Raw genomic sequence first — 13,644 nt, forward strand, 5'->3', positions numbered from 1 at the left:
TATTTGATGGGAAGCTGATATTCTAGCTGCGCCCGGCAGCCCTCATGATGACGCCTGCTTGAAATAACCCGTGTTGTATTGCGGATGCGACAACCCGCCGCCTTAAGGTCTGATTCAAGGTTTCATCTTTGCGCCCTTGCCACGGGGCAGGCGGATGAAGCAAACACGGATGAGTTGTCCGCAGCGGCCAATTGGGTCAGAGTGCCAGTTACACGCCTTTGCGGAGTACCACCATGCTCGACGCGCTGACGCTCAGCACCTATATCGCCGTGGTCATCGCCCTGATGCTGGTGCCTGGCCCCGCCGTGCTGTTACTGCTGACGCGCACAGCCCAAGGCGGCCAGCGGGTGGGCCTGGCGACCGGGGCGGGCATTGCGCTGGGGGATTTCATTCATACGCTGGTGGCGGCGGCGGGCCTGTCTACGCTGTTGATGACCTCTACCATTGCATTCAGCGTGGTCAAATACCTGGGTGCGGCCTGGCTGGTTTATCTGGGTGTGCGCGCCCTGAAAGCGCCCGCCCAATCAGAAACCCCACAAATACCCCCGCCAGAAGCCAGCAAGCACAGGGGTATCTCGCCCACGCTGGCGTTCTGGCAGGCCGTGCCGGCAGAAGTGCTTAACCCCAAAACGGCACTGTTTTTCCTGGCTTTCTTGCCGCAATTTGTCCATACCCAGCGTGGCCACGTGCTGGCCCAGTTTCTACAACTGGGGCTAGTGTTTGTGGTGCTCTCACTGGCCTATACCAGCTTGCTGGTGCTGGCCACGCGGCCGCTGGCACGCGTGGTGCGGCGGTTGGGCGGGCTTGAACGTTGGCAAAACCGGCTGGTCGGCAGCTTGTTCCTGGGGCTGGGCATCAAGGTGGCGCTGCAAAAACAATGAACCAACTGGCCAGGGCGCTCATGCGGGATGAACGCCCCGGCACTGCGTCAGGCGCCGTCGTGGCCCTGGCGGCGCAGCACCACATGCGTGGCCTTCTCTGTCGGCGCACACTGCACGCACTCATACCCCAGCGCCCGTGCATCAACCCCTTCAAACAAGCGCTCACCACGCCCCAGCAACACTGGTGAGATCGCAATATGCAGCTCATCAATCAGGCCCGCACGCAGATATTGCTGGATTGTCGCCGGCCCGCCGCCAATGCGCACATCCTTGCCATTGGCCGCTGCCCGCGCCCGTTCCAGCGCCTCATGAATGCCGCCAGTGACAAAGTGGAAGATCGTACCGCCTTCCATTTCAATCGGGTCGCGGGCGTGATGGGTCAGGATAAACGTCGGCACATGGTAGGGCGGATTGTCTCCCCACCAGCCTTTCCAGTTCATATCCGGCCACTCGCCACGGACGGGCCCGAACATGTTCCGGCCCAGAATCCACGCCCCCACATTCTTGAAACCCCGTGCGGCGAAATCATCATCGATCCCGGTGGTGCCGCCCTCAGCATCAGAATGCAACTGCTGGAATGTGCGTGTTGTCACCAACCACTGATGCAAACCGGTCCCGCCCACGCCAAGCGGATTATTGATGTCCTGATCCGGACCCGCCCCGTAACCATCTAACGAGATGGTAAAACCCTCAACGCGGACACGTGCCATGTTCAAGTCTCCTTCAATGGGTGTCTGATTCTTTCTGATCTTCTCGCTGACCCGGACATCACACGGCGTCGCGGGCCACCGCAAGCTGGCATAAGCATACTTGAGCCAAGCGTCGATGACAGTAGCACGCACCCGCGCCGGCAAAGCGTCCAGCCTTGACAAAGCCGGCCCCCAGCGCCTGTCCGCCGAAGCCCTCAAACAACTCATCGAACCCCTGCGCCGGCAAATGGGCATGGTGGTCGATGGATTGGGCACGTTGAACTGACGGATTTGTGGTTCTGGATAAAACAAAAAGGCACCAGCCTGCGGGCGGTGCCTTTTATGTCTGGAACTGCTAAAGCAGACTTTCTATGCCTCTTGATGCATGAACGTCAGGTTCAAGCTGGCCAGTACAATTTGCGTAGCGGTACGAGGCGTTGGGTATCGATATCCATCCGTTCGTAATGCTCAATAATTGATCTGACCAGATCATCCAGGTCCATCAAGGTCACCTGAATACGAGCGCGTTCCGCTTCATAACGGGCATCTTTGGTAAATCCACCGGTACTGACATACAACCCTCGGTCATTGTCATGGCGTCCACCAAGAAAGCTTCTGATTTCTTGTGATCCCATTGCGGCCGCGCGGTGTTTTACCTCCACCACAATGCGCGGGTCTTCAAAACCAAGCCCATCTGGAGAGGCAACAATATCTTTGCCGCGATCCGAACCGCTGGGGGAAATGCGCGTTTTGTATCCCATTGCCCGCAATACACCCGCAACCAACTCCTGCATGTCTTCCCAGTCTAGTTGGCTAGCCGAGCACACTATTTTTGCCTGGCAAACCGGCACCGGCAATATGCAACAACGCTCCCACACTGTCTGGTCGCAGTACTACGCCTGACCCATAATGCGCTATTTACGCACCACGCCTTCAGGCCGGATACATGATTGACGACATCAAGAAATCCCTCTGGGCTGCGGCAGACAAGCTGCGGACCAATATGGACGCCGCCGAATACAAGCACCTAGTGCTTGGGCTGATTTTCCTGAAATACATCTCCGATTCGTTCGATACGCGCCGTGCCGAGCTGACAAAACGCTTTGCCGATGAAAGCGACGATTACTTCCTGCACGATTGCGACGATGAACTGCTCGCCGAAGAGCTGGAAGACCGTGACTACTACAAAGAAGTCAATGTGTTCTGGGTGCCGGAAGCAGCACGCTGGGCCGCGCTGCGGGCTGCGGCCAAGCAGCCTGACATCGGCAAACGTATCGACGACGCGCTGGCTGAAATCGAAGGCGAGAACCCCAAGCTCAAGGGCATTCTCGACAAGCGCTACGCGCGTGCCCAGTTGCCGGATGGCAAACTTGGCGAGCTGGTCGACCTTGTCTCCACCATCGGTTTCGGCGAGAACGCGAGCCAGGCGCGCGACGTGCTCGGTCAGGTCTACGAATACTTCCTCGGCCAGTTCGCCAGTGCCGAAGGCAAGAAGGGCGGGCAGTTCTACACGCCGGCCTCCATCGTCAAGACCCTGGTAGCCGTACTCGCGCCGCATCACGGCAAGGTGTACGACCCCTGCTGCGGCTCGGGCGGGATGTTCGTGCAGAGCGAGAAGTTCATCGAAGCGCATGGCGGCAACCCTCGCCCCAAGGCGGATGTCATATTTACTTTGGGTAAGCCCCCACGCCTGTGATCCAATACCCGCCTGTGTTTGCGTCAAATAAAGCCAGGAATCAGACATGCCCTATGTGGGGCGCCTGAGCTGCCAGGCAATATGTCGGCGTCGCGTTTGCGCGACCGGGTTTAGCGACCCGATCCGGAACAGGCCGATGGCCGCAATCACACTTGATGTGGCTTTTTTTGCGCTCATCGGTTCGCTTTGGCACGCCTGCATCTATGGCGGGCCGGGCGGGGAGACCATCACTTCCACCACGTCGGCATCGACCATGGCGCGGCGGATGTCGCCTTCGGAGTTCTGGCTGGAACTCATCGAGCCATTGGCCAGTACGATGCCGGCGCGGCCGTTTGATTTGAGGTGGTACAGCATGTGCTGCAGCCAGGCGTAGTTGGCGTTGCCCTGCGGCGGCGTGCCATACACCCAGCGCGGGTCGCCTTCCAGACTGCCGTGCCACCAGTCGCTGATATTGAACGGCGGGTTGGCGAGGACGAAGTCGGCGCGCAGGTCGGTGTGCTGGTTGCGCACGAACGTGTCGGCCGGCTCCTTGCCGAGGTTGTAGTCGATACCCCGGATGGCGAGGTTCATGGCCGCCAGCCGCCATGTGGTGGGGTTGGATTCCTGGCCGTAGATGGACACATCGCCCAGCTTGGCGTGCTGGTGCAATCCAGTATCGCCACAGTGGGGTACGCTGCAAATCGACCTTGTGGCCGCAGCGGCTTGCTGCGCTTTCTGGCGTAACTTCAAGGCGTTACTCGAAAAGGTGGTTGGTGCAGAGCCACGCATCGCTGCGGTGGCGGCCGACCTGGTGGCGCACTTCGAGGAACGCAACAAGGCGCAGAATGGCAAGGCCACCCCCCCCAAAAAAAGGCCGCGGGTTCCATTGAGCGCCCCGCTTCGAACGGGGTGTCGCTTGTAAGGTCTCCCCTGCAAGCAATCCTGAGGCCATGCCCATGGCTTTAGTCGGATAGCGTTCCCATTTATGCAAATGCGTAAATTTGTTGGGCCACTGCAAGATTGCCAGTCTGAATTAGGTGAAAGAACCCCCGCTCAACGTCAACCGCGCGATAACGGCCATTAAAATACGTGTTACTGATATCCACGCATTCTGCCCGCCACAAGTTGTAGACAACTTGATTGGTTTGGGTAACTGGAATAGTAGTGCTGCTGACGAGCTCGTGTAGTGCACGAGCGCCAAACCCGTTTGGGAGTTTTGCTAACTGCAAATCGAGGACACAATATTGAGCCGGGTCTAAGAAGGTGAGTACCTTGGAAAGGAATGAAATGCCTGAATACTGAGGCATTCTTAAGGAACGCAGTTGCGTCAGGTTCGGCACTGGATGAGCAATCACTAGTGCTTGATAACCAATGATTTGAGCGGGAGTGACATTCTCCAAGAAGCGATTTACGCGCGTTGGTCCAAATCCGATTTGAGCGTAACCCCAATATAGAACGTTAGCCAATCCATACTTCGCATCAGTTGGATTTGCTGAGGTAAGCATTCTCCGGATGGCAACCTCCACTACCGCCATATTGACCGCATGAACTGGGGCGTTCGCCGCGAAGTCATAGTATGTCGCTGGGAATGCATAGGCCCCAATTGCGGTATCAAGAATATTTATTTGTAAAGCTGTTAGTGGCATAAATTTATTTCCCGCTGTGTTTGTTTGTGCCAACTTTAATAGGAACTTTGAATCGCTCCGAGCTTAGCAGGCAAACGCCGGCTTCACGCCGTAGCCTGTTCAAAGGCCGGGGACGCGACAGTAATCCTGGACTGATTAATGCCTCATCCCCGCCCGGATAAACTCAAGCGCGTACTAAAGAACAACGGCCACCTCAATGGGTGGCCGTTGTTTTTGCTGACTTGGCATCGGGGCAATTGTCATTGACTCAAGCAATTGAGAAGCATTAATCAACCAATATCTCAATAGATGCGTCCCAAAATCTCAGCTTATGCTTCCTGCTACAACAACATCTGTAGGATCCCAGCGAACTTCAAAAGCTAGGTCAGTGAGGTTAAGGCGGTTCTAGATGAAAATGGGACGGGTCGGGTGTGTCCTTACCATTCTCATAGATAATCCTCTGCCAAGCCTTTTGACGTCGAGCCATGGTTCCTTTCAGCCTCGCATCAACTGAACTCGGATCTACCGTGTGCCGTGCGAGAAATCGATCCAACGCCTCGTCTCGAACATAAACTAGCTGACGGCATGCTTCAGTGCTATGTCCGCGCAGCGGATAAATCGATACTTCGGCCAGCATTATCATTACTTTGCGCGGTGACCGACCAATCCGATCTGCAATCTCCGTTGCAAAAATATGCTTTTGCAAAAAGCGCTCGACGTCGATTTTCTTTACCCGCGACCCAATGTTCCGCCCAGTTCCAAGCTTCTGCGAGGCGATGTAACTGTTTTGGGTTAGCCAGTACGCTACCTGTTGTTTGACCCCCAGTATCCGGGCAAGCTCCGGAATACTGATCCAGTTGGCCCTTCCGCAATCCAGTCTTTGATACCAGACCCTTAATTCATTGCGATCAAAAACCCAGCGGGCGATGCCCGTCGCACCTTCCCACTGCGCCTGTAACGTCAGCATCCCATCGCGCACTCCTTCCGTCAGCGCCACCACTTCGTCAGCGTTCCAGTTCCAGTAACGTAGCACATGAGCTAAAGCAACCTGATGCTCTTCCGGAATGCTGACCACAGGCAGTTCGCTCCCCACTTCCGCCAGCGCATAGACTTCGCCACTGGGTATGCTCCATGGCATGTAGAGTTGGTCAGCTACCCGGCGAGCTGAGGGAAAAAGCAATCGCAAGATCCGTTGCATGCGTACTTTACCGATGCCTAATATTTCAATGGCCTTCACCATGGTGATTTCGCCAGACAATTCCGCTTCAACAACCTCAAGTTGGTCCTTTCGGACCATCAAGAAGCGTCGGCCAGCTTGGCTCATCGATTCTTGCGCATCCAGTTTCCCTTCCCGGATCAGGAAGCGCAGACGGGTCACAGAAATGCCTAGCCTGTCGGCGGCGGCTTTACCTGGAATCCATTGAACATTTGTCAGTAACTCACTGGCGAGGCGGCGATTGCGGCGAGCAATACCTCCCTTCCAGTTTTCCGTCAGCCAGATCTCGAAGGCATCTCGCACAGGCGTGAACGCCGCATCGCTCATGCCGCCTTTATATAGATATGAATAGGCATGGCGGAACAAGCTCTTAAGGCTGGCCTTTCCGTCAGGCACTGCGCCTTGGAGCTGGTTCAAGGCATCGTAAAAACCCTTCGGCCAATTGAAAAGTATTTCTGAAGCGAGAGAAGTTATCGGCCAGGAAACCTCCAGCAAGCCAGCATTCCTGATCTTCAACGGCTTGGGGCCAGCCGACGGGTCAAGATGGCATCCCATATAACGAATTAGCCGTTGTAATTGCTGTGGCTCCAGATCGGTCAGTGGGAAGCAAAATCTGCTGCTTTCACATGGTCTTCCATACAGGCGGTCTCTGATCGCTCCGGAGAGAAGCGTCGCATTCCATGGGGAACTCACAGTTTGCTCTTCTCGCAGGTCGGACCCGCAAGTGCAGCGAAGCAGGGAGTCACGATGCCAGGTAAATGGCTGAGCGCAAGTCGAGCATTGATCAATTAACCAATTGCCATGACGCGGGCACGTGTCAAAGAAAACAACCTCCCATTCCGCTCGCCATACAGCATCTTCGGCAAGGCAATGAGGGCAGAACCGCGCAAACTGATAATTCCACAGCGCCCCCTTGTCCCTGCATAAAAATGCGGCTCGCCTGACATGGGCATGCAGGTCGGGATCAAGACCTTGGTCGGGCAGCAACTGAAACCGCCGTAAAACGGCCGGGTCAAAAGTGACACCTAACTGCTCAACGTCCCTGGGCGTCATGAAGTTGGCCTCAGCCAGTCGCAGGAGGTATCCCTGAGGGCCTTCATTCCTGTGCGGGTATGGCCGAATAAGCAAGTCAGGTGAGGGAGCATCCAATATAGGCAGTGGCGTCATCTCACGCACCTCCCTTCGCCAGTCTCAATCCCAACCGGTTGGCGACCGGCGAGCCGATCGCATCTTGCCGGGTATGCTGATGAAAAATTTCTCCGGGCCGGTCCAGTGGTCTGAGCGGCGAGTCCGGATAAAACGGATTCAGGCGGTCGGGTACGTCACGCCATACCCGATCACGGAAACCCGCACACAGTATCGGTAGATCGATCTCTTCCTGGCCAACACGATTGGCGGCGGAAACCGCTCCCTCCAGTATCTTGATGGTGTAATCCAGCAGCCCGTAGCTACCGATGTAGACGCGGCGAGCAACGTTGGCTTCGTAGAGCGGCAAGCTGGTGCCAAACGGCAGCCGGGCCTCAAGCAGTTTCAACACTCCGCGATACTCAAGGAAGTCCTGCTCGTCCTCCATGGAGAAGGGAAGTATCCGGATCCGCTGAGAGAAGCGGCGGGCCAGCTGTTCGTTACTGGTCACCACATATTCGGCGGTGGATAAGCCGCAGGCCACCATCCCAATACCGGTGTCTTCCAGCAGGTTCTTGATCCAGTCTGTGGCATCCCGAAATGCGGAGATACTCTGTGCATAAAAAATGTGCTGGAACTCATCAAGCAGAAGCATCTCGACACCGCAGCGCTGAAAGAGCTCTCTGATCCGGGTTGTTTTCTCCGGCGCAGTACCCCGGTGCGAGTTGCGATCACCCAGTGCTTCAAGAATTGCGGCAGCCAGACTTCTGACCGTTGGCGATGAGGGAACAGGTACATAGAGCACGGGCACGCATGTTCGATGCGCTTCATGGACTCGTGGAAAGGCTGCATGATAGTTACGCAGGATCGTGCTTTTTCCGCTACCCGATGGTCCTGTCAGCAGAACCCCTCCACCACGGCCGTGGGTACGCTGACGCTGATGCAATTCGGCCAGGTGAAACATCGCCTCCCTGTAGCGGCGATGTGGAATGGGTTCTACGATCAGCTTGTAGCCCAAGGCTGCGAGCGAAGCGGGTCCTGAATCCGGAGAAAACTGGGTCATCATGGAGAGTGGGTCCATGGATCAGTCCTCCCCATTTGTCGGCGATGGACCAAAGTCGGGCAACGTGTCATCAAGCCCTGAAGGCAAATCGCCCGGCGGTTGTTCTTTGACATTCCGGATGGGGTTACGCGCCTTGGCCAATGGATCCTCGTTGCGCCATACCGCTTCACTGTCATGCTGTACGGTGCTCGCGCCAGACTTGCGTGTTCCCGTTTTTTTGCTCTTGAGGGCACCCCTGACCAGTTCTTCAATTTCATGGCGCGCCTGTAGCAAATGTGGCGCAAGGGAACTATCGCCATGTGTTTTGCGGACATGTTCGCGAACCATGCGATGCAGATCACGGGTCAATCCCTTCGCATATTCCGCTTGCTTTGCGGCAACCTTCAGATACTCATTTGTGTCTGGATCGAAGACATGAATGTGGCTCACGTCGTCTTCGTAGTATTTGAGATTGACCTTGCAGTTTTTGCCTGCCCGGCGGCGGATGATCTGGAGTAGCTCACTGTTGTAGTGAAGGCCTTCCAGCTCGATGCCGTAATGAAACAGAGTGCGTGAGGCCGGGATCCCCGCGATGACTTCAAGTTGCTGGGGGTGTACTGGCAACTCGATCACCTGCCTGTTTGCGCATTCGGTCCAGACATCCAGTGGGCTGCGCCCATTGAGGCCTCGATGGGGCGTAACGTTGTAGACGTCGACGATCCACTTGGTAATCAGGTGTACCAGCGTGTTCAGGTCGAGGGCGGCATTCTTCTCCGAGGGATAGTCGCCCCGTTGATCGGGATTTGAAAACACTGTGCCGGGGAGCCGGTGGATCAAGCCCATATTCATAGTGCGGAAAAAGCGCTCGACCGCCCCCTTGTGTTGCGGTGTCCGGGAACCACAAAAGAGGATCTGGATGCCCATTTCCAGGCAGGCCATTTCCAGTGCTTTGGAATGCAGATCAGTACCGTTATCGATAGCGATTAGCGAGGGAATGCCACATGCAGGCCATGTGTTTTTGATATCGGGGAAACGCGCCAGTAGTTCATCCTTCGGCAAAATGGCACGCCTGAGACATTGCAATACGCCGTGGCTGGACGGCGCATTGAAGCTGAGATAGAAGCCAAGAATCATGCGAGAGAGACGATCGATGGCCAGGCTCAACCATGGGCGGCCGAGCGGCAGCTTGTTGGCGTCGTCGCACGCATTTATATCCAGCGGCGAGTGATCGATCTCGATCCGTTCCAGAATGCCACTGACCTGAACCGATCCCAATGCGGCCCTGTACTTCATTCGGGCCGCTTCTGCACCTTCGCGTGCGGTATCAATGAGGTCTTGCTGAAGCGCTTCCAGCCAGCGATAGATTGTCGAGCGACCGGGCTTTTTAAGCCTTTCATGGTCGGGTAGACCGTTGTTGAGCGCATTGATCTGCCGGTACATGGCTTCGGCAACAGCGATTTTTGGCAGCTTCTGGTCGGTCAGATAAATCGCCGCAATCACCTCTTCAAAGACCCTGTACGCCGGCTTTTCGAAATGAGCCGAGGAGGCTGAATTGTGTGGAATCAGCTTCAGGATGCTTTTGGTCGAACGATATCGACGCCACCAGCTGGATACGGTGGAGGCGCAGGGTGGACGCGAATCCCCCGCTTCTTTTGCCGCCGCCTTGATCTTCTCTGCCCAGATGTTCTGGTTGTAGGGCGTGCGTTCTGCATCAATTGCCGTGAGGTAATACAGGCGACGCTTGGCGATTTGCTGATGTTGTTCGGGAAATGTCGATAAATCACGGGGTGTAGCGATATATATCGCGTTGCCCAGCTCACCTAGTGATGCTTCGTCGATCAGCCAGGTTTGTGAGTGCCAGCGTCGCAGAATTTCCTTCACTGATAGATTCAGGACTTCCCCGCTATCAGACAATAACTGGATCATGCCGGTAACGCGCCTGCGGTGCATTTCCCAACGCTGCTGACCCTCAATAAACACCAGTCCACGCTTAAAGGAGAATCGTTGCATTGCAACCTCCCTGTGGCAGTTGCAGCAGAGCGTCTGCGGTCAGTGGTAAATCCAGATTGCAGAGCACGGTGCCGGCGGCAATCAGCCGCAGGGTGGTGGCGTAACCGAATTTGGCTTCGCAAGCTGCGAACGTGACAGAGTGGTCACGGAACAGTTGTCGCAATTGACCCGCAGTTGGACGTTCGTGCCAAGGGTGTGCGTGCAGGCTGGCCAGGCGCTTCAGATTGCCAAACAGGGGCTCGCGCCGGATTTCCAGTTCGGTTGCAATGCGAAAGCTCCGTGCCTCGCGGCGATAGTGCGCTGCAATCGAGCCATATTTTGCCGCGATGGAAGGTTTGGCGAGCTCGCTACTTTCCTTGATCTCAAGGTGGACTAACTGACCATCTTCAAGAGTCAGTTCAAAGTCCGGGAAATATTCGCGTGTACGCAGGCCATCTGCATAAACGATCCGTGCAGGCTGCTCCTGGTACCGGACAATGCCCGGCGACATTTCCAGAAGAAGGACCGCGTCCCGCTCCAGCATGGATTCCCAGGCGACCATTCGCCGAAGTTTGGTCGACGGGAAATAACCGCGGATATGTCGCCCGCGACGAGTAACTACCTTTCTTGCCAGCATGTTCTGCTCCCGATGGCGCGGGCAACAGGTGTCCCTGCGCCATCTCGCATCATTTGAAGTTCACCGGAAAAACGGACGAACAGGTCCGCCGTTCAGCGTTTGCTGATCGTTTTTCGGCGACAGGAATGGGAAGGGGGCTTGACCGCCTGTTGGGCGCAGAAGATACTGAGCTTGCTAGGGCTTATGGCATCTACTGCATGAGCACCAAAGGGGGCAAGCCACCGTGCTTGCCCTTTTTGCATTTCAGATTGAGTTATCGCTGCTTCTTCAGATTTCCTCCTGTGTGCGCCTGCCTGGCGCTGGGTTTGGGAAATACATATGCCAGGGGCTGCCTCTTCCTGGCCCCTGCGGTTTTCAATATTCCGGCTGCACCGGAAACACCTTCTTCGCTCTACTCTGTGGGACGCACTGTGGCGGTCTCGCGCCGTGTTGCCATCCAGCTCGCAATGTCTTTCACCAATGCAAATTTCCCTCTGCGATGGGGAATGGTGAAGACGGGGACCGGCAAGGTACCGCGAGCCAATGCCTGCCTGAATGCCACCGTTGTGGCGTAGCCAAGCAGGCGAAGCAGCGCACTACCGCCCACCATGGGGCCATGCCGGTCAAACAAGTCCCGCTCCAGTTGTTCAGCCAGCGACATGCTTTGAGTGGTGTTTTCCATAGCGGAGTAACGAGTAGTAACACCACGATGGTAGCCAGCTTGTGTTTTCATGCCTACGCGTTACGATGGCTCCAAACATCTCCCTATCAATTTTTCATAACACGTTGATATGCCGGCAAAAACCAAGAAATGGCCCGCTATATACGATGCATGTCAGAAAAATTTCCGGGCTGCCGTTGGTCGGCGACACGGCCCGGTCGACGTCGTCAGAGTGGTGCTCTGGTATCAGCTGGTTCAATCCCGCTTGGGTGTAGGCAGTCCCCATGCGATGGCGCAGGAAATCGATAAAAACCACAGTGGGAAATTACGTTCGTACCAGTCGGGGACCCACGGGCCCAATGTGGAAACAGTCGCTGCAGTGAATCGCCATGTTCCAGGGACGGCGAGGTTTCTGGATCAAGTATTGTGGTCCGCGATTGGGGGCCGTCTTTCGACAACGGAGTTGTGGGTCCAGGGATTGATGCAGTTTGCGCCGACGATCCAGGCCATCGTTGTCGAACTCGACGCCTATGGGCAATCTACCGGCGAGCCACCGCTCGCAACCGTGCGCCATCTACGCAAGCTGCAACAATGCGCAAGCCCCGAAGCCTTGGCCTGCCTGATCATTCTCCTGCGGCACGCGGCAGAGACTGGCAACACCAAGCTATCGCTGGGCATCGGCCGCGCTGTATTTTCAGTGTCGCTGATCGTGTGCAGCCAGTTTCCCTACAACCTGATGGCCCGCGAACTGTTTGAATTGCTCAGGGAACATGTATTTGTATTTGCTTCCAGCGACGAGGAAAGGCTGGATTTTTCCGGGGTAGATTTTGTTGGCAGTGTGCAGGCGTTGAGCGATTGCGTGCTGCGCATGGAAGGGGAAAAGTGGATCAAACCCGGGGAAGTAGCGGCACGCCAGGCGCTGATCAAGGTCATGAACGGTCGGCACGGGCTCGATGTGCCACTAACATTAATGTTGCAAATCAGGTCGGAGAAACGCCTCAAGATTTAGCAGGGGCCGGCCGCTGATGGTCCAGAGCCAGTCAGGCAAATCTGCGCGGTGGGTCACAATTCGATGCAAAACTACCGTTTTATGTGTCCGAGTACATTCTGTGAACTGAGCTGATACACCATCTGGAACTGCTACTGATTCAGGAGGCGTCTTCTCCTGCGTTGTTCGCCTTGACCCAAGCCAGCCAGCCGGCGCGACTCGCCCGAGCATCATGAAGCGCGTGATGTTGAGGGTGTCCCGCTTCGTGGTACTCGTTTACCGCTCGTTCAAAAACCTCGGTTTCGAGCAATGGCCGCAAATCGAACCAGGCGGTAAGATTCGCTGGGTAAGTGCCACCCAAGACCTGTCGCAGAAGATCACGATCATGCTGGGAATCGCATGCCACAGTGATCTCCGCAGGCAGCTCTGCGAACCATGTGGATATTTGCTCCCGGAGATCATTTTTGCGAACCACGGCGGAGTGATCTCTGCCCAGTTGCGCCCAAACCACTGACTGCACAAAGCCATTGCACTTGGCACGGTCGAAATCTTGAACTTCCAGATAGAGTTCCTTGTGGCCGTCTTCGCTAACCAAGGCAATGCTGATCAATTCACGATCGACGAAGTCAGTGAACTCAGTGTCCATCAGTAACAACATGGGCGTCTCGCAAAGTAATTACAGGCTGTGGTGTGAGTGTTTCGCCCTCAACATCCCTTGGTGTAGCAACTTGCCTCAATTCTGATGAGGAGCTTGGGCAATAAAGCGGGCCATTCTACCGATACTGATTTTTAGTAAATTGGTCTGGTTTCCCTTTGCTCTTTACTGATGGCTTAATCCAATGAACCCATTGAAACAGTGAACGGGGCTAGACAAATGTGCAGATTCGTACTAGGAAAAGGTTGATTCAGGTACACTTATCTGACCTTTTCAATGCATATATCAGGGCAAAATTTAGTGTCATGAAAGTATTATTCGATACTAAAACGGTACAAAAATTGGGGCGAATTGTCCTGAGTGATACATTGCTCCGAAACGCGGGCCTCCAGGAGGGGGACGCTGTCGACATTTACTTTGATGTTGCCAACAAACACATCATCATACAGCGGGCAGAAAGTCTGGCTGCAGAGACGCCTCCA

The 13,644-nt window shown here is 55.6% G+C and carries 14 protein-coding genes; 4 read left to right on the forward strand and 10 right to left on the reverse strand.

The annotated features are described in order from the left end of the window. Positions 1-233: 233 nt before the first annotated feature. Positions 234-881, forward strand: coding sequence for a LysE family translocator (locus tag HNQ50_RS14745; RefSeq protein WP_184101961.1), 648 nt, complete (start codon positions 234-236; stop codon positions 879-881). Between the two features lie 47 nt (positions 882-928). Here the strand turns inward: HNQ50_RS14745 and HNQ50_RS14750 are convergent, their stop codons facing one another. Further along, complete coding sequence (locus tag HNQ50_RS14750; protein WP_184101962.1) at positions 929-1,591, reverse strand: dihydrofolate reductase family protein; 663 nt, start codon at positions 1,589-1,591, stop codon at positions 929-931. Between the two features lie 115 nt (positions 1,592-1,706). Here HNQ50_RS14750 and HNQ50_RS14755 point away from each other — a divergent pair, with 115 nt between their 5' ends. Next, positions 1,707-1,856, forward strand: a complete 150-nt coding sequence (locus HNQ50_RS14755) for a hypothetical protein (RefSeq protein ID WP_184101963.1) — start codon at positions 1,707-1,709, stop codon at positions 1,854-1,856. Between the two features lie 112 nt (positions 1,857-1,968). Here the strand turns inward: HNQ50_RS14755 and HNQ50_RS14760 are convergent, their stop codons facing one another. Next, positions 1,969-2,364 carry a restriction endonuclease gene (locus tag HNQ50_RS14760; RefSeq protein WP_184101964.1) on the reverse strand — a complete coding sequence of 132 codons (396 nt, stop codon included), beginning with the start codon at positions 2,362-2,364 and terminating at the stop codon, positions 1,969-1,971. Between the two features lie 152 nt (positions 2,365-2,516). Between HNQ50_RS14760 and HNQ50_RS14765 the strand changes: the two genes are divergently transcribed. Further along, a complete protein-coding gene (locus tag HNQ50_RS14765; RefSeq protein ID WP_246428738.1) occupies positions 2,517-3,266 on the forward strand; it encodes a class I SAM-dependent DNA methyltransferase in 750 nt (249 codons plus the stop codon). A 201-nt stretch (positions 3,267-3,467) separates the two neighbouring features. Here HNQ50_RS14765 and HNQ50_RS14770 read toward each other — a convergent pair whose 3' ends face one another. The 7 genes from HNQ50_RS14770 to HNQ50_RS14800 form a co-directional block, all read right to left on the reverse strand. Continuing rightward, positions 3,468-3,995 carry an N-6 DNA methylase gene (locus HNQ50_RS14770; protein WP_246428739.1) on the reverse strand — a complete coding sequence of 176 codons (528 nt, stop codon included), beginning with the start codon at positions 3,993-3,995 and terminating at the stop codon, positions 3,468-3,470. Between the two features lie 233 nt (positions 3,996-4,228). Further along, on the reverse strand, positions 4,229-4,891 hold the full coding sequence (locus tag HNQ50_RS14775; RefSeq protein WP_184101965.1) for a hypothetical protein: 663 nt from the start codon (positions 4,889-4,891) through the stop codon (positions 4,229-4,231). Between the two features lie 373 nt (positions 4,892-5,264). Then, positions 5,265-7,253, reverse strand: a complete 1,989-nt coding sequence (locus HNQ50_RS14780; protein WP_184101966.1) for a TniQ family protein — start codon at positions 7,251-7,253, stop codon at positions 5,265-5,267. Position 7,254: 1 nt separating this feature from the next. After that, positions 7,255-8,277, reverse strand: a complete 1,023-nt coding sequence (locus HNQ50_RS14785) for a TniB family NTP-binding protein (RefSeq protein WP_184101967.1) — start codon at positions 8,275-8,277, stop codon at positions 7,255-7,257. Between the two features lie 18 nt (positions 8,278-8,295). Next, the gene (locus HNQ50_RS14790) at positions 8,296-10,263 is read right to left on the reverse strand and encodes a TnsB C-terminal domain-containing protein (protein ID WP_184101968.1); all 1,968 of its coding nucleotides are present in this window, start codon (positions 10,261-10,263) and stop codon (positions 8,296-8,298) included. Beyond that, a complete protein-coding gene (locus HNQ50_RS14795; protein ID WP_184101969.1) occupies positions 10,244-10,879 on the reverse strand; it encodes a TnsA endonuclease N-terminal domain-containing protein in 636 nt (211 codons plus the stop codon). The genes HNQ50_RS14790 and HNQ50_RS14795 overlap by 20 nt, the downstream gene beginning before the upstream one ends. Before the next feature lie 391 nt (positions 10,880-11,270). Beyond that, entirely contained in the window at positions 11,271-11,591 is a 321-nt protein-coding gene (locus HNQ50_RS14800) for a hypothetical protein (protein ID WP_246428740.1), read from the reverse strand. A gap of 217 nt (positions 11,592-11,808) precedes the next feature. On the opposite strand from HNQ50_RS14800, the gene HNQ50_RS14805 reads away from it, so the two are divergent. Then, positions 11,809-12,528: a hypothetical protein gene (locus HNQ50_RS14805; protein WP_184101970.1), complete on the forward strand. Its 720-nt coding sequence runs from the start codon at positions 11,809-11,811 to the stop codon at positions 12,526-12,528. A gap of 139 nt (positions 12,529-12,667) precedes the next feature. Here the strand turns inward: HNQ50_RS14805 and HNQ50_RS14810 are convergent, their stop codons facing one another. Beyond that, entirely contained in the window at positions 12,668-13,165 is a 498-nt protein-coding gene (locus HNQ50_RS14810; RefSeq protein WP_184101971.1) for a 3'-5' exoribonuclease, read from the reverse strand. Positions 13,166-13,644 lie beyond the last annotated feature (479 nt).

The organism is Silvimonas terrae, assembly GCF_014202765.1.
GTDB classification, from domain to species: domain Bacteria; phylum Pseudomonadota; class Gammaproteobacteria; order Burkholderiales; family Chitinibacteraceae; genus Silvimonas; species Silvimonas terrae.

What these genes read in the sequence shown, in the direction of transcription:
- HNQ50_RS14745 (WP_184101961.1), top strand. Translation starts at nt 234, where the DNA reads ATGCTCGACGCGCTGACGCTCAGCACCTATATCGCCGTGGTCATCGCC.
- HNQ50_RS14750 (WP_184101962.1), bottom strand. Translation starts at nt 1,591, where the DNA reads ATGGCACGTGTCCGCGTTGAGGGTTTTACCATCTCGTTAGATGGTTAC.
- HNQ50_RS14755 (WP_184101963.1), top strand. Translation starts at nt 1,707, where the DNA reads ATGACAGTAGCACGCACCCGCGCCGGCAAAGCGTCCAGCCTTGACAAA.
- HNQ50_RS14760 (WP_184101964.1), bottom strand. Translation starts at nt 2,364, where the DNA reads ATGCAGGAGTTGGTTGCGGGTGTATTGCGGGCAATGGGATACAAAACG.
- HNQ50_RS14765 (WP_246428738.1), top strand. Translation starts at nt 2,517, where the DNA reads ATGATTGACGACATCAAGAAATCCCTCTGGGCTGCGGCAGACAAGCTG.
- HNQ50_RS14775 (WP_184101965.1), bottom strand. Translation starts at nt 4,891, where the DNA reads ATGCCACTAACAGCTTTACAAATAAATATTCTTGATACCGCAATTGGG.
- HNQ50_RS14780 (WP_184101966.1), bottom strand. Translation starts at nt 7,253, where the DNA reads ATGACGCCACTGCCTATATTGGATGCTCCCTCACCTGACTTGCTTATT.
- HNQ50_RS14785 (WP_184101967.1), bottom strand. Translation starts at nt 8,277, where the DNA reads ATGATGACCCAGTTTTCTCCGGATTCAGGACCCGCTTCGCTCGCAGCC.
- HNQ50_RS14790 (WP_184101968.1), bottom strand. Translation starts at nt 10,263, where the DNA reads ATGCAACGATTCTCCTTTAAGCGTGGACTGGTGTTTATTGAGGGTCAG.
- HNQ50_RS14795 (WP_184101969.1), bottom strand. Translation starts at nt 10,879, where the DNA reads ATGCTGGCAAGAAAGGTAGTTACTCGTCGCGGGCGACATATCCGCGGT.
- HNQ50_RS14800 (WP_246428740.1), bottom strand. Translation starts at nt 11,591, where the DNA reads ATGAAAACACAAGCTGGCTACCATCGTGGTGTTACTACTCGTTACTCC.
- HNQ50_RS14805 (WP_184101970.1), top strand. Translation starts at nt 11,809, where the DNA reads ATGGCGCAGGAAATCGATAAAAACCACAGTGGGAAATTACGTTCGTAC.
- HNQ50_RS14810 (WP_184101971.1), bottom strand. Translation starts at nt 13,165, where the DNA reads ATGTTGTTACTGATGGACACTGAGTTCACTGACTTCGTCGATCGTGAA.